The following is a 15,738-nucleotide window of genomic DNA, read 5'->3' on the forward strand; positions in this document are numbered from 1 at the left end:
TAGTGGCCGCGCCGGAACCACGCGAGCAGCCGGAAGTGGCCGCGCCGGAACCACGCGAGCAGCCGGAAGTGGCCGCGCCGGAACCACGCGAGCAGCCGGAAGTGGCCGCGCCGGAACCACGCGAGCAGCCGAAATCGGTCGATTCATCGCCGAAACCCGCGCCCCGGGAAGCGAAGCCCGCGCCGCGATCCCGCCTCGCCTCGTTGCGAAACCTCGCCGGCAAAGCCCAGCGCGTCCTCAAACGACACTAGGGAAGCGGCGCGCGACTCTCGTCCAGCCCGGCGAGCAGATCACCGTACTCGTCCACACGATCGAGGACTTCGTCGGCGGTGAACGTCAGGTGGTTCACGTGGCGGCAGGCGCGGACCTCGTCCCACGTGACCGGCGTCGACACCGTCGGCCGGTCGCGGCCGCGCAGGGAATACGGTGCGATCGTCGTCTTGGCCGGGTTGTTCTGGCTCCAGTCGATGAACACCCGCCCGCCGCGCTGCGCCTTCGCCATCACGGCGGTCACCGAGTCCGGCGTCTCGCGCGCGAGGCGCTGCGCGAGCCGCTTGGCGTAGGCAGACGGCGCCGCGGGGTCGGCGGTCCGGATGCCGCAGTACAGCTGCATCCCCTTTGACCCGGAGGTCTTCGCGTACGGCGTCAGGCCGTCGGCGACCAGGACGTCGTGGAGGCGCTCGGCGACGCGGGCACAGTCGACGACCGACGTCCCCGGCCCGGGGTCCAGGTCGAACACCAGGCGGTCGGGCGGCTGCCGCGTCGCGTCGGAGGCGACCGTCCACTGGGGAACGTGCAGCTCGAGGGCCGCCATGTTCGCCGACCAGACCAGCGCCGGGAGGTCGTCGAGGAGCGGGTAGTCGATCGTGTCGCCGCTGCCGCGGGAACCCGTGCTGGGCAGCCGGACCGTGCGCAGCCACGACGGCGCGCCGTTCGGGACGTTCTTCTCGAACCACTTCTCGCCGCCGACGCCGTTGGGGTAGCGGATGAACGTGACCGGCCGGCCGGCGAGGTGCGGCAGCAGGGCCGCGGCGATCCGCGAGTAGTAGTTGATCACCTCGCCCTTGGTGAACCCGTCCGCCGGGTACAGCACTTTGTCCAAATTGGACAGTGTGAGCTGCCGGTTTCCGGCCTGCACGGTGATCTTCGTGCCGACCGGTTCGGGACGCGGCGGCGCGGCCGGTTCCGGCTGGGCGACGTGCGGGACGGCGGGCGGGGCGGCGGGCGGCGCGGCCCGCGGGGCCAGGACGTCGTCGGGTTTCTTGTCCGCCCGCAGGCCGCGCCACGCGGTGTGGCGGACGCGCCCGGCGCGCGTGAACTGGCGGTAGACGATCTCGCCGACGAGCCGGGGTTCGACCCAGCGGGCACGGACGGTGTCCTCGCGCGGCGGCGTCGTCACGAACGGGTGAGTGCGACGCTCGAGTTGCTGGAGCTGGTCGCGCAGGTCGGCGCGGGTGGCCTGGCTGAAGCCGGTGCCGACGTCGCCGATGTAGACGAGGTCACCGGTGACGGGGTCGTGCGCGCCGAGCAGGAGACCGCCGAGGGTGCCGGTGAAGCTGCGCCGGCCGGGGCGCCAGCCGCAGACGATGACCTCCTGGGTGCGGATCAGCGGGTGCTTGAGCCAGGAGTCCGGCCGCTGCCCGGGCACGTAGGCGGAGCTGCGCAGTTTCGCGACGACACCCTCGTAGCCCGCGGACGCGGCGTGGGCCAGGAAGTCCGCCGGCGTGCGGCGGTCGGCGGCGAGCTCGTCGAAGGTGACGGCGCGGACCACCGAGACGCGGTAGGGATCGGGCATCGGCAGGCCGGCCAGCAGGCGGCGGCGTTCGTCGTACGGTTCCTTGAGCAGGTCGCGGTCGCCCAGCCGCAGCAGGTCGAAGGCGAGGAACCGGACCGGGACGTCCTCGAACACCAAGCCCTTGGGCGCGCTCTGGTGGCGGACCCAGCGGCCGCGGCGTTCCTGCATGAGCTCGAAGTCGATCCGGCCGTCGTCGCCGTAGACGACGACCTCGCCGTCGAGGTAGGCGGCCTGCCCGTCGAGGGCGGGAGCGAGCACCCCGGCGAGGCCGGCGAACTCGGCGGTGAAGTCGATGTTGTTGCGGCTGGTGAGGACGGTGGTGCCGTCCGGGGCGATCCGCATGGCGGCGCGGTAACCGTCCAGTTTGTACTCGTAGGCCCACTCGGCACCGTTGCGCAGCCGGCCGCCGTCGGGCTTGGCCAGCATCGGCTCGACCCACGCCGGGACGAGCGACGCGTCGTGAGCTGCCATGCCGGACCTCCGTCTGTGCTGTTCAGACGGTAACCCGTTCGGCCTAGTTCTGCTCGGTTTTCGCAGGTGAAAGCTCTTTGAACGCCTGTTCCCCGTTGCCGGGAGGAACCCGTTCACCGCTATTCGCTTCCGCTCAGGCGGGGAAGAAGTCCTCGACCGCGCGCCGGAGCGTTGCGCTCACCGTCTTCGCGTCGTCCAGCTCTCCGCCGTGCAGGGCGCCGTCGCGGAGGAGGACCAGGACCCTCGCCGCGTGGTTCGGTTCCGGGTGGCCCAGTGCCGCCGCTTCGCTGCGGAGGACCTCGAAGAACCATTGGCGGTGGTCGTCGATCACCTGGCGGACCCGGGAATCGGGGTCGGGGTACTCCGCCGCCGCGTTGAGGAACTGGCAGCCGCGGAAATCCTCGCCGCACGTCGCTTCGCCCACCACCGCCAGCGCCGACGCCAGCGCTTCGCGCGGGGGCTTGCCCGCGCGCGCCGCGTCGACCGCTTCGCGGATCTGCCGGCTCGTCTCCGCGAGGTACGCCGCCACCAGGTCGTCCTTCGTGGGGTAGTGCCGGTAGAACGTCGCCCGCGTCACGGCCGCCTCGGTGACCAGGCGTTCCACCCCGACCGCGTGGATGCCCTCGGCGTAGAAGAGCCGGGACGCGGTCGCCAGCAACCGGTCCTTCGGGTGCACGTCGGCAGGGGTCATCTCGCGAGCATAGAGAAAGAATGATCGTTCTGCCAGATCGGCTACGTCACATTGCCACGGCGCGTCCGAGCGGCCACAGTAGGGAGGCAGAAAGACTGATCGTTCTCTCCAGGGAGCCAGCCATGAGCAAGCCCACCATCGTCCTGGTCCACGGCGCTTTCGCCGACTCGTCGAGCTGGACCGGCGTGGTCGCGAAGCTGCAGGAGCAGGGCTTCCCGGTCGTCGCGGTGGCGAACCCGCTGCGCGGCGTCGAGTCCGACGCGACCTACGTCGCGGACGTCGTCAAGGGCGTCGAAGGCCCGGTAGTCCTCGCCGGTCACTCCTACGGCGGCGCGCTGATCACCCGCGCGGCGACCGAGACGCCGAACGTCCGCGCGCTGGTCTACATCGCCGCATTCCAGCCGGACGCCGGTGAGAGCGTGTTCGAGCTCTCCGGCCGCTACCCGGGCGCCAAGCTCGGCCCGGAGACCACGAACGTCCTGGTCCACGACGGCGCGCCCGAGCTGTCGATCAAGCCGGAGGACTTCGCCGAGGTCTTCGCGGGTGACGTCCCGGCGGCGACCGCCGCGACCCTGGCGGTCACCCAGCGGCCGGTCGCGCAGCAGGCGCTGGCCGCGCCGTTCGAGGGGACGCCCGCGTGGACGAAGCTCCCGTCGTGGGCGCTGATCGCCAACCAGGACAACGCGATCCCGGCCGCGGCGCAGGCGTTCATGGCCGAGCGCGCGTCCTCGACGGTCCGCCGGATCGACGCCTCCCACGCGGTCGCGGTGTCCCAGCCGGAGACGGTGGCCGAGGTGATCGCGGCAGCGGCCGACGCCACGGAGTGACCCCGGTGGTCGGCAACCGGGGACGTGCCGAAGGGGACGTTCGGTGCATGTGACGAGCTGAAGGGCCCTTTCCTCGCATCAGGCGCGAGGAAAGGGCCCTTCAGCCCGTGATCAGGCCGGTGAAGTCCCGGAACACCCCGGCGACCTAGCCGACCGGCGGGAGGCCGTCGCGCGCTTCTCGGTACTCCCGCACGATCCGCGCCACGATCTCGGCCGCCGGAAGCACCGAGTCGACGAGACCCGCGGACTGGCCGGCCTCCAGCTTCCCCTCCACCACGTCGCCGTGCAGCGCCGCGTCCTTCAAGGACGAAGCCTGAAAAGTCTTACGCCGCAAAGACTCCTCCGCGCCGGAAGCCTCCAGGGACAGCATCCGCGCCGTGAAGTCGTTGTCCAACGCCCGGATCACGCCCAAACCTCGGCCGACCGTCCGTGTGCCGTCGACGCCGGCCGAGAGCACCGCTTCCTTGTACGCGGAGTGCACGGAAGCCTCCGTGCTGGCCAGGAACCGCGTACCGAACTGGGCGGCACCAGCGCCGAGCGCCAGCATCGCGGCCAAGCCGTAGCCGTCCGCGACCCCGCCAGAGGCGATCAGGGGCAACGGAACGGCTCGCGAAACCGCCCGCACCAACACCGAAGTCGCCACCATCGCGGGCGGCGGGTGCCCGCCGGCCTCCGCGCCGACGACCACCAGACCGTCCACGCCGGACGAGGCGGCCTTCACCGCATGCGACACCCCCGCCACCACGTGCAGGCAGCGCGTCCCGACATCGTGGAACCGCGCCAGGTACCGCCGTGGCCCACCTTGCGAAGCGATCAGGACCGGCGGCCGGTGGCGCAGGACCAGGTCGATCACCTCGTCGACGCCCGCGCGGTACAGCGGGAGGTTGACCGCCCACGGCCGGTCCGTGCCCGCCGCCATCTCCTCCAGAACGCGGGACAGATCGGGCAGCCGCATCGGCCCGGCCGCCACCACGCCGAGGCCGCCCGCGTTCGACACCGCCAGGGGCAGCGCCGAACTCGACGACGCCCACGACATCCCGGCCTGCACGACCGGCAGGTCGATGCCCAGCAGCCGGGTCACCGGCGTCGAGATGCGCGTCACGCCTCCTCCAGCAGGGAACGCGCGTGCGCGGCCAGCCGGTTCTTCTGCACCTTCGAACTCGCCGTCATCCCGATGCCCTCGAAACCGTCGACGATCCGCAGGTGCCGCGGCACCTTGAACCCGGCCATCCGCGCCCGCGCCCACCCCAGCAGTTCGGCCTCGGTGACTTCCGGCGACGTCAGCACGACGAACGCAAACGGCACCTCGACCAGTCGCGCGTCCGGGACGCCGACGACCGCCGCCTGCCGGACCAGCGGGTGCCGGTGCAGGGTGTCCTCGATGTCCGCGGGTGCCACGTTCTCGCCGCCGACGCGGATGATGTCCTTGGTGCGGCCGGTGAAGTGGAATCGTCCGGAGGAATCGAGCAGGCCGACGTCGCCGGTGGACAGCCAGCCGTCCGCGTCGATCGTCTCGGCCGTCTTCACCGGGTCGTCGAGGTAGCCGACCATCACGTTCCAGCCGCGCACCAGCACCGCGCCCGGCTCGCCGGGGCCGCAGTCGCGGTCGCCGTCGAACGCGCGGATCCGCACCTCGACCCCCGGCTGCACGGCCATCGCTCCGGATGCGCGGATTTCCGAGGGCTCCCACCACGCCGACTGCGCGACGTTCGGCGACGCCTCGGAGAGCCCATATCCCGCAACGCATTCGTGCGCGCCCAGCTCGTCGATGACGCGTCGGATCACGGTGGGGGAGGCCGCCACCCAGGCGCCGCGCAGACACAACTGCCGACGCGCCCGGTCGGGATGGTTGAGCAGGAGCAGCGCGATGGTGTCGTTGCCGGAGAAGTGCGTGCAGCGCTCGGCTTCCAGGAGCCGCAACGCTTCCGCGGGCTCGAACTTCGGCATCGTCACCAGCGTCGTGGCGTGCTGGGCCGACGCGAGCACCGACAGCGTGCTGCCGGCGACGTGGAAGAACGGCCGCGCCGAGTGGAACCGGTCGCCCGGGCGCAGGCCCATCCGCGCGCCGGAGAAGAACGCGTCCGCGCACATGCTGCGATGGGTGAGCAGGACGCCCTTCGGCCGCGACGTCGTGCCGGAGGTGTACTGCACCAGCAGGACGTCGTCCGGCAGACCGGCAGGCGGGGGAGCCTCCGAATCGGAGAGGAAATCGGAAAACGGCACCGCGAAGGACGGCACGTCGTCGCCGAGCACGACGACCTTCTCCAGCGCGGGAAGCGACTCGACGCCGATCTCCCGCAGCATCAGGGCGAAGTCCACATTGAGCACCCGGGACGCGACGAACAGCGTCCGCACCTGAGCGTGTTCGAGGGTGTACCGGACCTCGTCGGCGGTGAACCGGGTGTTGACCGGCACGGCGACCGCGCCCGCCGCGCCGATCGCGTGGAACAGCGCCACCCAGTCCGGGCCGTTGCCGAGGCAGATCCCGACGCGGTCGCCGCGGCCGATCCCGGCGGCGGCCAGCCCGGCCCGGATCCGCGAAACGCGCGTCAGAAGTTCGCCGTAGGTGACCCGCTCGTCGGCGGTGACGACGGCTTCGACGTCCGGCGCGAGCAGCGCCGCACGTTCCAGGACCTCGTGGGTCGTCAGCGGGCAGGCGGTGCGCAGGTCGGTCATCGCAGTTCTCCGTTCCCGGCGGTGAAGCGGGCGACGCCGTCGCGCCAGCCGCCGTCGGCGAGGCACTGTTCGATGGCGGCCATTTCGATGCGGATCCCGCGGTCCAGGTCGGTTTCCGAGCCGAGGTCGACCGCGCGCTTGGTCAGCGAGATCGCCAGCGGGGGCGCCTTGGCGATGCTCTCGGCCGTCTCGTCGCCGGCGGCGAGCAACTCGTCAGCCGGGACGACGCGGGTGACGACGCCCAGGTCGGCGGCCTCTTCGGCGCCGAGCGCGCGGTTGGTGAACAGCAGCTCCTTGGCCCGGCGCTTGCCGATGGCGCGCTGCAGGCGCTGGGTCGCGCCGACGGTACCCCAGTGCGGCTCGGGGAACCGGAAGACAGTCCCCGAAGCGGCCAGCGCGAAGTCGGCGGCGAGCGTGATTTCGCCGCCCGAGCCGACGACCGCGCCCTGAACCAGGGCGACGACCGGTACCCGGCACTGCTCGATGGCGGCGTACGCGGCGAAGGAGGCGACGCGCCGACGCCGGACCCAGGCGGCGTCCTTGCCGGTGCGTTCCTTGAGGTCGGCGCCCGCGCAGAACACCGGCCCGCGGCCACTCAGCAGCACCACGCGAACGTCGTCGTCCAGCGACTCGAACGCTTCGCGCAGCTGGCGGCACATCGGCAGGTCGAGGGCGTTGCGGGCCTCGGGCCGGTTCAGCTCGACGCGCGCGATCCCGTCGGTCACCTCGACACACACGCGCTCGGTCATCCGATCACCCCGTCGGTCCGCAGGTCCTTGATTTCGGAAGCGGCGAGCCCCAGATCCGCCAGGACGTCGTCGGTGTCGGCGCCGAGCAGCGGCGGCACCCCGGGCACCGGGGCCTCTCCCGCAGTCTCGCGCAACGGCGTCCGCAGCGCTGGGAACGTCCCCTCCGACGGGTGGGTGAACTCCCCGACGACCCCGCGCGCGACGGCGTGCGGATCCGCCAGGGCTTCGCGGACCGAGCGGACCGCGCCGGCCGGGACGTCGGCCGCGCGCAGCTCCTTCACGAGCGGGTCGCGGTCGTGCTGGGCGATCGCCCCTCGTAGCGCCTTCATCACGCGGGCGCGTTGCTCGACGCGGCCGGAATTCCCCTGCAGCGTGGGATCCGCGGCGAGGTCGTCCAGTCCGAGGACCGTACACAGTGGACGCCAGTGCTGGTCGCTGCCGCTGATGTGGAGCCATTCGCCGTCACCGGCCTGGAAAGCCGCCGACGGCACCCGGCCGGGGTGCTCGGTGCCGGTCCGCACGGGGTCCTCGCCGAGGGCGAAGAGCCGGGCCGCATTGAGCGCGTGCAGGCTCAGCTGGACGTCCATCATGGACACGTCGAGATGACTCCCACGGCCCGAGGAAGCCCGCCCGGCCAGCCCGGACAGCACCGCGATGACGACCCAGAGCCCGGAGGTCAGGTCCGCCACCGGGATCCCGGTCTTCGACGGCGGTCCCTCGGGTTCGCCGGTCATCGCCATCACGCCGGACAGCGCCTGGAAGACGGTGTCGTAGCCCTTGCGGTCGCGGTCCGGGCCGGTCTGCCCGAAGCCGGTGGCCGACACGTAGACCAGGTCCGGCCGCGCGAGGTCCGCATAACCGAGGCCCATGCGGTCCATCGCACCGGGCAGGAAGTTCTCGACGACGACGTCGGCGCGCTCAGCCAGCCGCCGCGCGACAGCCTGGCCGCGGGGGTCCTTGAGGTCGAGCGTGACGGACTTCTTGCCCCGGTTGAAGGCGAAGAAGTACGCGCTCTCGCCGTGGGGGAGGCGGGGTTCGAAGCCGCGGGTCTCGTCGCCGGACCCCGGCCGCTCGACCTTGATCACGGTGGCGCCCAGCTCGGCGAGGATCTGCGTGGCCAGGGGAGCGGCGAGGACGCGGGAGAAGTCCAGCACGGTGACACCGGTGAGCGGGCCGGTCATGCGCGGAACCCCCGCATCAGCGCGTTGACATCCTGGCCGGCGCGCATCGCGGCGTCCGTCGGCAGGTCGGCGACGCGGTAGAACAGGTCCTTCGCGGCGGCGATGGCCCGCGGCTCGACCTTCGCCCAATGCTCGGCGATCTCCAAAGCCGCGGAGAGGATTTCGGCAGGTTCGACGACGCGGTTGACCAGACCAAGTTCGAACGCCTCGGCCGCGGTCAGCAGCCGGCCGGTGCTGACCAGCTCGAACGCGAGCTTACGGCCGAGGTGCTGGACGAGCCCGGTCATCACCAGCGCCGGGACGATCGAGTGCTTCAGCTCGGGGTAGCCGAACTTCAAGTCGGTGCCGGCGACGACCATGTCGGCGCCGATCGCCAGCCCGGCGCCGCCGCCGACAGCGGCCCCGCGCACGGCCGCCACGACCGGGACACGCAGTTCTCGCGCCTGGACCTGCAGTTTCGCGGTCAGCGCGGCGCGCTCGAGGACGGCGTCGGGCTGGTCGGGCGTCAGGGACGAGAACTCGCCGAGGTCGGCGCCCGCGCAGAAGCCGCGCCCGGCGCCGGTCAGGACGACCGCGCGGACGTCGGAGTCCGCGTCGGCGGCGGCGAAGGCTTCGCTGAGCGAGCGGGTCAGCGCCGTGTTCAGGGCGTTGAGCTTCTCGGGCCGGTTCAGCGTCAGGACGCGGACGGGGCCGTGGTCCTCGATCGCGAGGGGGACGGTCACGGGTTCTCCTGGTTCGGGGTCGGGGTGAAGCCGGCGCGGGCGACCATGCTGTGCAGGGGACGGCCGAGCGCGTCTTCGCAGGCGGCCGAGGCCTTCGCGAGCAGGTCGAGGTCGATGCCGGTGTCGACGCCCATCGCGTCGAACAGGCTGACCAGGTCCTCGGTGCAGACGTTGCCGGTGAGCCCGGCGCCGTAGCGGATCGCGCTGGGGTGGCCGCCGACGCCGCCCATCGCCGTGTCGAAGTTCCGGCAGCCGACGTCGAGGGCCGCGACGGCGTTGGCGATGCCGGTGCCGCGGGTGTTGTGGAAGTGCGCGACCACGGGCACGTCCGCGCCCAACCGGGCGAAGAGCGCCCGGACCGATGGCGGGGTGGCGACGCCGGTGGTGTCGCCGAGGGTGACCAGGTCGGCGCCCAGGTCGGCGAAGCGGGCGACGTCCTCGGCGACGCGGCCGGGGTCGACCGCGCCCTCGAACGGGCAGCCGAACGCCACCGAGACGACCCCGACCAGCTTGAACCGGCCGCCGGCCAGCGCGACCATTTCGGAGACGCGCTCCCACTGCCCGGCTCTCGACGTGCGCAGGTTGCGCTCGGTGTGGCTTTCGCTGGCCGAGACGAGCAGGCTCAGTTCCTCGGCGCCGTGGCCGGCGTCGAGGTCGTCGAGGGCACGTCGGACCGCGCGCGGATTCGGGCAGGTCGCCTTGAACGCGACGCCGGGGCGGCGCCGGATCGCCCCGAGGACCTCGGAGGCGTCCGAGAAGCCGGGGACGCGCGAAGGGTGGCTGTAGCTGGTCGCCTCGATCCGCCGGAACCCCGCGTCCGCGAAGGAGTCCAGCAGCGCGACCTTCGTCGCGGTCGGCACGAACTCCGGCTCGTGCTGCAGCCCGTCGCGGGCGAAGCACTCGCAGATCGTGACGGCATCGGGCATCGGGCCACCTCCTGTTCGGTGGCTCCAGAACTACGCGGCTGTGTTGATAAAGTCAACAGTCGTCGTCGGCCGGGTGGGCGCGCTCACGTTCCTCGACGGCCAGGGCCAGGTCGGCCAGCTTGTCCAGGGCCCCGCTCAGGGTCGCCGCCTCCGTGGGGGTGAGCGCGGCGAGGAACTCCGCGTCGCGCTCGTTGGCCGCGGTGATCAGGCCGCGGTAGACGCGCGTGCCCTCGGCGGTGAGGGCGAGCTGCGACGTGCGGCCCGAGCTGGCTGTCCGGTCGACCAGGCCGCGTTCGGTCAGGCGGCTGACCACCCGGCTCATCTGCGCTTTGTCCAGCCCGGCCCGGCGGGCGAGGCGGTTGAGTGTCAGGGTGGGGTCGGCGGCGATGAGCGAGATCGCCCGCCATTCGCCGAGGCTGACGTCGAACTCCCGCCGGTAGCGCAGCGCGGCACTGCGCGACATCGCCGACGACGTGCGGGAGAGCCGGTAGGAGAGGAGTCCGGAGATGGGCACCAGGTCTCGGCCGTCCGCGCGTTCCGCCATGGCGGTCATCGTAGCCGTTGCCGATCCGGTGTTGACAAACTCAACACCAGATGTCGAGACTGGCGCCGCACGCCCCGCCTGACGAAGGAGTCGAGTAGCCGTGGCCGAACACCCCGCCGTCACCGGACGGCCACCAGCAGTCGGCGGCGCCGACCGCGCGTCCACCTACCGGACCATCGCCCTGCGGGTCATGCCGCTGCTCGTGGTCTGCTACGTCGTCAGCTTCATCGACCGCACGAACATCGGCATCGCGCAGCAGGGCCTCAAGCGCGACCTCGGCTTCGGTTCGGCGGTCTACGGGCTCGGCGTCACGCTGTTCTTCGTCGGCTTCATCCTCTTCGAGGTCCCCAGCAACGCCTTGCTGGCGAAGATCGGCGCCCGCAAGACACTCGTCCGGATCATGGCGACCTGGGGCGTCGTCACGATCGTGACGTTGTTCGTGCACGACGAAACCACGTTCTACGTCGCCCGGTTCCTGCTCGGCGTCGCCGAGGCGGGCTTCTTCCCCGGAGCGCTCTACCTGCTGTCGCGGTGGTTCCCGTCCGAGCGCCGGACGCGGATGACGGCGGTGTTCTTCATCGGCGTCCCGGTGTCGGGCGTGCTGGGTTCGCTCGTCTCCGGCTGGATCATGCACGCGCTCGGCGGCGTCGCCGGCCTGGCCGACTGGCAGTGGCTGTTCCTCATCGAAGGCATCCCGCCGATCCTGCTCGCCGTGCTGGTGGCGTTCTTCCTCGTCGACGAACCGGCGCAGGCCAAGTGGCTGACGCCGGCGCAGAAAGCCTTGGTCCAGGCCGATCTGGAAGCCGAGCGGCTCTCGAAGGGCGAGTCTCCGGCCCGGCACGGCGGCATGCTCTCGGCGTTGCGCGACCCGAAGGTCTGGATCCTCGGCCTGTGCGCGTGCGGGGCGTACACGCTGGCCAACGCCGTCTCGTACTGGACGCCGCGGATCATCGCCGAAGCCGGCGTCGGCGACGTGCTGAACCTCGGGTTCTTCTCGGCGATCCCGCCGCTGCTCGGCATCGCCGTGATGCTGGTGGTCGGCCGCCACTCCGACCGCACTCTGGAGCGCCGCTGGCACGCGGCGGTGAGCTGGCTGGTGGCGGCCGCGGCGATGCTGGCGCTGGCCTTCTCCGGCGGCAGCGTCCTGGTGGTGGTCATCCTGCTCGCGGTGATGGCGGCGGCGCACTACTCGGGCCTGACGGTGTTCTACTCGATCCCCTCGATCTACCTTAGCGAACGCGCGGCGGCGACGGGCATCGCGGTGGTGACGTCGATGGGCTCCTTCGCGGCGGCGGCTTCCCCGTCGCTGCTGGGCTTCATCCAGGAGGCGACCGGGAGCCTGTCGTTGGGATTGGTGATCAGCGCGGGGATCGTGCTGCTCGCCGTGGGCGTCCTCCTGGTCGGCGTGAAAGCGCAGGACCTCAAGGAGAAGCACCGCTAGCGCCGCAGCGTGGTCTCTTCGTCCAAACGCGACAGTTTCGCCGGGTTGCGCACCGCGTACAGGCCGGTGATGAGCCCGTCGTCGATGCGGACCGCCAGCACGGTGTCGACCTCGCCGCCGCGGCGCAGGATCAACGCCGGGTAGCCGTTGACCTGGGCCGTCACCAGCGAGCCGACCGCGAAGTTGCCGAGTCCCGCGGCCAGCAGCCGGGCCACGCCGGAAGCCCCGACGACCGGCTCCCGCAGCGCCCGCACCACCCCGCCGCCGTCGCCCAGGAACACGACGTCCGGGGCCAGGATGTCCAGCAGGTGCCGCAGATCGCCCGTCTCGACGGCGCGTTGGAACGCCTCCAGCGCGTCGCGGGACGTGGCGGGCGAGACGTCGCCGCGCGGCCGGCGCGCGGCCACGTGGGAGCGGGCCCGGTGGGCGATCTGGCGGACCGCGGCCGGGGTCTTGCCGACGGCTTCGGCGATCTCGTCGTAGCCCAGGTCGAACACCTCGCGCAGCACGAACACCGCCCGCTCGGCCGGCGTCAGCGTCTCCAGCACCAGCAGCATCGCCATCGAGACGCTGTCGGCCAGTTCGACGTCCTCGGCGACGTCGGGCGTGGTCAGCAGCGGCTCGGGCAGCCACGGGCCGACGTAGGACTCCTTGCGCCGGCCCAGCGTCCGCAGCCGCATCAGCGCCAGGCGCGTGGTGATCCGGACCAGGTACGCGCGCTCGTCGCGCACGACCTCGAGGTCCACGCCCACCCAGCGCAACCAGGTCTCCTGCAGGACGTCTTCGGCGTCGGCGGCCGAGCCGAGCAGTTGGTAGGCGACGGTGAACAGCAGGTTCCGGTGGGCGAGGAACGCGTCGGTGGCGGGGTCGGCCATGGTGGCTCCTCTTTCGGTCTCGCGGAGTTTCCCACCAGATGCCGGCCGCGGTCGCGGTGTGACCGTGACCGTCGTCACTGTCACAGGGACCGGGGTGCCCGGCATCTCGTGGTCGTCCCGTTCAGGACCACGGAAGAGGCACCATGGAACCCCGATTCGACCTGACCGACAACGAAGTCGGCGCCAAGTTCGCCAAGCGGTTCGGCACCGCGAGCATGGCCGTCGTCCAGTCGCCGCTGTCCAAGACCACGCAGGAGCTGGTGTCGCTGCGCGTCAGCCAGATCAACGGCTGCGGCTGGTGCGTCGACATCCACACGAAGGAGCTGACCGCGGCCGGGGAGCCCGCGGTGCGGATCAACCTGGTCGCCGCCTGGCGCGAGGCCACGGTGTTCAGCGAAGCCGAGCAGGCCGCGCTGGCGCTCGCCGAGGAAGGCACCCGGATCGCCGACGCCCACCCCGGCGTCTCCGACGACACCTGGGACCGCGTGCGCAAGCACTACGACGACGACCGGACCGCCGCGCTCGTCGCGCTCGTGGCGCAGATGAACTCGGCCAACCGGCTCGCGGTGATCCTGCACCAGAAGGGCGGCTCGTACGAGCCCGGCATGTTCGGCTGAGGAGTTCCCCGGCCCGGGATCACCCGATCCCGGGCCGGTTCGTGCTTCGCTGGGAGCATGACGAAGGCGGAGCGGTGGAACCGGTACTGGGACCGCAAGTCGGCGAGCTACGACGCGGAGATGGGCGTCTGGGACCGCCGCCTCTTCGGGGACTCCCGGGAATGGGCCTGCGGACAGGCCACCGGCGACGTCCTGGAAGTCGCCGTCGGGACCGGGCTCAACCTGGCCTGGTACCCCGCCGACGTGACGCTCACCGGGCTCGACCTGAGCTCCGGGATGCTCGAACTCGCCCGTTCGCGAGCCCGCGAACTCGGCCGTGAGGTGACCTTGCGGCAGGGCAGCGCGCACGAGCTGCCGTTCGCCGAGGCGTCGTTCGACACGGTGGTGTGCACGTTCGGCCTCTGCGCGATCCCGGACCCCGCGGCGGCCGTCGGGGAGATGACGCGGGTCCTGCGGCCGGGCGGGCGGCTGATCCTGGTCGACCACGTGGCCGGCTCGTCGTTCGTGGTGCGCGCCGCCCAGTGGCTGGTGGAGCTGGCGAGCGTCCCCTTGGCGGGCGAGCACTTCCGGCGGCGCCCGCTGAAGCTCGTGGAGGCGCTCGGCTTGCCGATCGACCGGCGGGAGCGGTTCAAGCTGGGCCTCGTCGAACGGCTGGTGGCCCGGAAGGTCAGCTGAACAGCTCGGCCAGCGGACTCTTCTCAAGGTCGGCGAGCAAGGCCGCGGCGTCGTCGTAGGTCGCGATGGCGCCCGCTTCCGTCAGTTCCGCCGCGCTGACCCCGCCCGACAGCACGCCGATCGTGCGCACACCGGCCTTCTTGGCCGCTTTCACGTCCCAGACCGCGTCGCCGACGAAGATCGTGTCCTCCGGGGCCGTGCCGGCTTTCTCCAGGGCGACCTGCACCGGTTCCGGGTCCGGCTTCGTCGCTTCGACGTCGTGGCCGGCGACGATGTCCTCGACGACGTCGTCCACGCCGAGAACGCGACGCAGCTCGTCCAGCTCGTCGGGAGCCGCCGACGTCGCCAGGACCACCCGCACGCCCTTGGCGGCCAGCGCCCGGATCAGGTCCGGGGCGTGGTCGAACGGCCGCAGCAACTCGGCGGCCTCCAGGTAGAAGCGGCTGTGCAGTTCCTTCGCCTCGTCCCCGACGCGCTCGGCGTCTTCGTCGCCCAGCAGGGTGCTCAGCAGCTTGCCGGAGCCCTTGCCGATCGCGCGGTGCACGCGCCAGGAGTCGACGGGGCGGTCCAGCTCGTGGAACGCCCGCCGCCAGGCGTGGACGTGGAGGTAGTTGGAGTCTACGAGCGTGCCGTCGACGTCGAACAGGACCGCGGTGGCGATGGTGGTCTCCTCGGGGTTTCTGCGCGCTCGGCGCGGGTATCGCCGGTTCGCAGGCGGATACCCGAGCCGGGAGGAACTACACATGACGACGCCGGACGACCGAGACGCCACGACCGAGCTGGACCGCGAGCTCGCCGGTACCGGAGAGCTCGAGCCGGGAGAGCAGCGCGAGGCGGCCGAACGCGAAGCGACCGAGGACCGTTGACCGGCCTGGTGGTGGCCGGCTTCCGCGGACTGGCCGCGCTGCGCCGCGCCCGCGCTTTCCACCCCGTGGGGCTGGTGCTGCGCGGTGAGCTCCGGCCGCTGGCGGACGACCTACCGTGGCCGTCCGGACCGGTGGAGGTCGTCGCGCGGCTGTCGAAGGGAGCCGGTACACCGGGCCGGCTGCCGGACGCGCTCGGCCTCGCGGTCCGGATTCCCGGCGCGGGCCGGGGCGGCGGACCGTGGGACCTCACCCTGACGACGGCCGGCAGCGGGCACGTCGGCCGGATGCTGCCCCGCCCGGCGGCGTCCTGGACCGGCGGCGCGTACAGCAGCCTGGTGCCTTACCGCCGCGCCGACCGGCTGGTCTGGCTGGCGGCGTGGGCGACGACACCGCGGCTCGACGCGTCACTCGAAGCGGTGGTCGCGGCGGGCGGGCTGGGGTTCGTGCTGCGGACCGGCCGGCAGGACGGCCGCTGGTGCGACAGCGCGGAGCTGACCTTGACGCGGATCGGTGGTGACGCACCGGCGTTCGATCCGATGCTGAACCGTCCGGAGGGGCTCGAGGTAGCTCCGGGTTGGCTGGCGAACCTGCGTGAGCGGGCTTATGCGGGGAGCCGGGCCGGGCGGCCGTGACGGCCGGCCGCCGGAGAATCGGCGATGGTGCCGCGCGAGGCGAGTGTCGC

General features: G+C 72.0%; 17 protein-coding genes and 1 pseudogene. 7 read left to right on the forward strand and 11 right to left on the reverse strand.

What is annotated here, in order from left to right; genetic code table 11:
• Positions 1 to 251: pseudogene (locus tag AB0M59_RS02235) on the forward strand (hypothetical protein); the annotation flags it as partial.
• On the opposite strand, the gene ligD reads toward AB0M59_RS02235, so the two are convergent.
• On the reverse strand, positions 248 to 2,266 hold the full coding sequence (ligD, locus tag AB0M59_RS02240; protein WP_364607154.1) for a DNA ligase D: 2,019 nt from the start codon (positions 2,264 to 2,266) through the stop codon (positions 248 to 250). The pseudogene AB0M59_RS02235 and the gene ligD sit on opposite strands and share 4 nt — an antisense overlap.
• Positions 2,267 to 2,399: 133 nt before the next feature.
• Positions 2,400 to 2,957, reverse strand: coding sequence for a TetR/AcrR family transcriptional regulator (locus AB0M59_RS02245; RefSeq protein ID WP_364607157.1), 558 nt, complete (start codon positions 2,955 to 2,957; stop codon positions 2,400 to 2,402).
• Positions 2,958 to 3,079: 122 nt separating this feature from the next.
• On the opposite strand from AB0M59_RS02245, the gene AB0M59_RS02250 reads away from it, so the two are divergent.
• A complete protein-coding gene (locus tag AB0M59_RS02250) occupies positions 3,080 to 3,784 on the forward strand; it encodes an alpha/beta hydrolase (RefSeq protein WP_364607160.1) in 705 nt (234 codons plus the stop codon).
• A 145-nt stretch (positions 3,785 to 3,929) separates the two neighbouring features.
• Here the strand turns inward: AB0M59_RS02250 and AB0M59_RS02255 are convergent, their stop codons facing one another.
• From AB0M59_RS02255 to AB0M59_RS02285, 7 genes are read right to left on the reverse strand one after another with little or no spacing between them, the layout of a single operon-like run.
• Positions 3,930 to 4,886 (reverse strand): nitronate monooxygenase, encoded by a 957-nt coding sequence (locus AB0M59_RS02255; RefSeq protein WP_364607163.1) that lies wholly within the window; start codon positions 4,884 to 4,886, stop codon positions 3,930 to 3,932.
• The gene (locus AB0M59_RS02260) at positions 4,883 to 6,460 is read right to left on the reverse strand and encodes an AMP-binding protein (protein ID WP_364607166.1); all 1,578 of its coding nucleotides are present in this window, start codon (positions 6,458 to 6,460) and stop codon (positions 4,883 to 4,885) included. Before AB0M59_RS02260 ends, AB0M59_RS02255 begins: the two co-directional genes overlap by 4 nt.
• Positions 6,457 to 7,209, reverse strand: a complete 753-nt coding sequence (locus tag AB0M59_RS02265) for an enoyl-CoA hydratase/isomerase family protein (protein ID WP_364607169.1) — start codon at positions 7,207 to 7,209, stop codon at positions 6,457 to 6,459. Before AB0M59_RS02265 ends, AB0M59_RS02260 begins: the two co-directional genes overlap by 4 nt.
• Positions 7,206 to 8,390 (reverse strand): CoA transferase, encoded by a 1,185-nt coding sequence (locus AB0M59_RS02270; RefSeq protein WP_364607172.1) that lies wholly within the window; start codon positions 8,388 to 8,390, stop codon positions 7,206 to 7,208. Before AB0M59_RS02270 ends, AB0M59_RS02265 begins: the two co-directional genes overlap by 4 nt.
• Entirely contained in the window at positions 8,387 to 9,112 is a 726-nt protein-coding gene (locus AB0M59_RS02275) for an enoyl-CoA hydratase/isomerase family protein (protein ID WP_364607175.1), read from the reverse strand. The genes AB0M59_RS02270 and AB0M59_RS02275 overlap by 4 nt, the downstream gene beginning before the upstream one ends.
• Positions 9,109 to 10,038, reverse strand: a complete 930-nt coding sequence (locus AB0M59_RS02280; protein WP_364607178.1) for a hydroxymethylglutaryl-CoA lyase — start codon at positions 10,036 to 10,038, stop codon at positions 9,109 to 9,111. The genes AB0M59_RS02275 and AB0M59_RS02280 overlap by 4 nt, the downstream gene beginning before the upstream one ends.
• A gap of 52 nt (positions 10,039 to 10,090) precedes the next feature.
• On the reverse strand, positions 10,091 to 10,582 hold the full coding sequence (locus AB0M59_RS02285; protein WP_364607181.1) for a MarR family transcriptional regulator: 492 nt from the start codon (positions 10,580 to 10,582) through the stop codon (positions 10,091 to 10,093).
• A 100-nt stretch (positions 10,583 to 10,682) separates the two neighbouring features.
• Between AB0M59_RS02285 and AB0M59_RS02290 the strand changes: the two genes are divergently transcribed.
• On the forward strand, positions 10,683 to 12,023 hold the full coding sequence (locus AB0M59_RS02290; protein ID WP_364607184.1) for an MFS transporter: 1,341 nt from the start codon (positions 10,683 to 10,685) through the stop codon (positions 12,021 to 12,023).
• Here AB0M59_RS02290 and AB0M59_RS02295 read toward each other — a convergent pair.
• Positions 12,020 to 12,898, reverse strand: coding sequence for an RNA polymerase sigma-70 factor (locus tag AB0M59_RS02295; protein ID WP_364607187.1), 879 nt, complete (start codon positions 12,896 to 12,898; stop codon positions 12,020 to 12,022). The two genes, AB0M59_RS02290 and AB0M59_RS02295, sit on opposite strands and share 4 nt — an antisense overlap.
• A 143-nt stretch (positions 12,899 to 13,041) precedes the next feature.
• Here AB0M59_RS02295 and AB0M59_RS02300 point away from each other — a divergent pair, with 143 nt between their 5' ends.
• Positions 13,042 to 13,515, forward strand: coding sequence for a carboxymuconolactone decarboxylase family protein (locus AB0M59_RS02300; RefSeq protein ID WP_364607190.1), 474 nt, complete (start codon positions 13,042 to 13,044; stop codon positions 13,513 to 13,515).
• A gap of 57 nt (positions 13,516 to 13,572) precedes the next feature.
• The gene (locus tag AB0M59_RS02305) at positions 13,573 to 14,190 is read left to right on the forward strand and encodes a class I SAM-dependent methyltransferase (protein ID WP_364607193.1); all 618 of its coding nucleotides are present in this window, start codon (positions 13,573 to 13,575) and stop codon (positions 14,188 to 14,190) included.
• On the opposite strand, the gene AB0M59_RS02310 is transcribed toward AB0M59_RS02305, so the two are convergent.
• Positions 14,183 to 14,935, reverse strand: coding sequence for an HAD family hydrolase (locus AB0M59_RS02310; protein ID WP_364607196.1), 753 nt, complete (start codon positions 14,933 to 14,935; stop codon positions 14,183 to 14,185). The two genes, AB0M59_RS02305 and AB0M59_RS02310, sit on opposite strands and share 8 nt — an antisense overlap.
• Between AB0M59_RS02310 and AB0M59_RS02315 the strand changes: the two genes are divergently transcribed.
• Entirely contained in the window at positions 14,934 to 15,056 is a 123-nt protein-coding gene (locus tag AB0M59_RS02315; RefSeq protein ID WP_364607199.1) for a hypothetical protein, read from the forward strand. The two genes, AB0M59_RS02310 and AB0M59_RS02315, sit on opposite strands and share 2 nt — an antisense overlap.
• On the forward strand, positions 15,053 to 15,688 hold the full coding sequence (locus AB0M59_RS02320; protein ID WP_364607202.1) for a hypothetical protein: 636 nt from the start codon (positions 15,053 to 15,055) through the stop codon (positions 15,686 to 15,688). Before AB0M59_RS02315 ends, AB0M59_RS02320 begins: the two co-directional genes overlap by 4 nt.
• The last annotated feature ends 50 nt before the right edge of the window (positions 15,689 to 15,738 follow it).

Source organism: Amycolatopsis sp. NPDC051371 (assembly GCF_040682155.1).
Lineage (GTDB): Bacteria > Actinomycetota > Actinomycetes > Mycobacteriales > Pseudonocardiaceae > Amycolatopsis.

Bases quoted from the DNA above. Each gene is read 5' to 3' on its own strand.
- ligD (WP_364607154.1), bottom strand. From the start codon at position 2,266: ATGGCAGCTCACGACGCGTCGCTCGTCCCGGCGTGGGTCGAGCCGATG.
- AB0M59_RS02245 (WP_364607157.1), bottom strand. From the start codon at position 2,957: ATGACCCCTGCCGACGTGCACCCGAAGGACCGGTTGCTGGCGACCGCG.
- AB0M59_RS02250 (WP_364607160.1), top strand. From the start codon at position 3,080: ATGAGCAAGCCCACCATCGTCCTGGTCCACGGCGCTTTCGCCGACTCG.
- AB0M59_RS02260 (WP_364607166.1), bottom strand. From the start codon at position 6,460: ATGACCGACCTGCGCACCGCCTGCCCGCTGACGACCCACGAGGTCCTG.
- AB0M59_RS02265 (WP_364607169.1), bottom strand. From the start codon at position 7,209: ATGACCGAGCGCGTGTGTGTCGAGGTGACCGACGGGATCGCGCGCGTC.
- AB0M59_RS02270 (WP_364607172.1), bottom strand. From the start codon at position 8,390: ATGACCGGCCCGCTCACCGGTGTCACCGTGCTGGACTTCTCCCGCGTC.
- AB0M59_RS02280 (WP_364607178.1), bottom strand. From the start codon at position 10,038: ATGCCCGATGCCGTCACGATCTGCGAGTGCTTCGCCCGCGACGGGCTG.
- AB0M59_RS02285 (WP_364607181.1), bottom strand. From the start codon at position 10,582: ATGGCGGAACGCGCGGACGGCCGAGACCTGGTGCCCATCTCCGGACTC.
- AB0M59_RS02295 (WP_364607187.1), bottom strand. From the start codon at position 12,898: ATGGCCGACCCCGCCACCGACGCGTTCCTCGCCCACCGGAACCTGCTG.
- AB0M59_RS02300 (WP_364607190.1), top strand. From the start codon at position 13,042: ATGGAACCCCGATTCGACCTGACCGACAACGAAGTCGGCGCCAAGTTC.
- AB0M59_RS02305 (WP_364607193.1), top strand. From the start codon at position 13,573: ATGACGAAGGCGGAGCGGTGGAACCGGTACTGGGACCGCAAGTCGGCG.
- AB0M59_RS02315 (WP_364607199.1), top strand. From the start codon at position 14,934: ATGACGACGCCGGACGACCGAGACGCCACGACCGAGCTGGACCGCGAG.
- AB0M59_RS02310 (WP_364607196.1), bottom strand. From the start codon at position 14,935: ATGTGTAGTTCCTCCCGGCTCGGGTATCCGCCTGCGAACCGGCGATAC.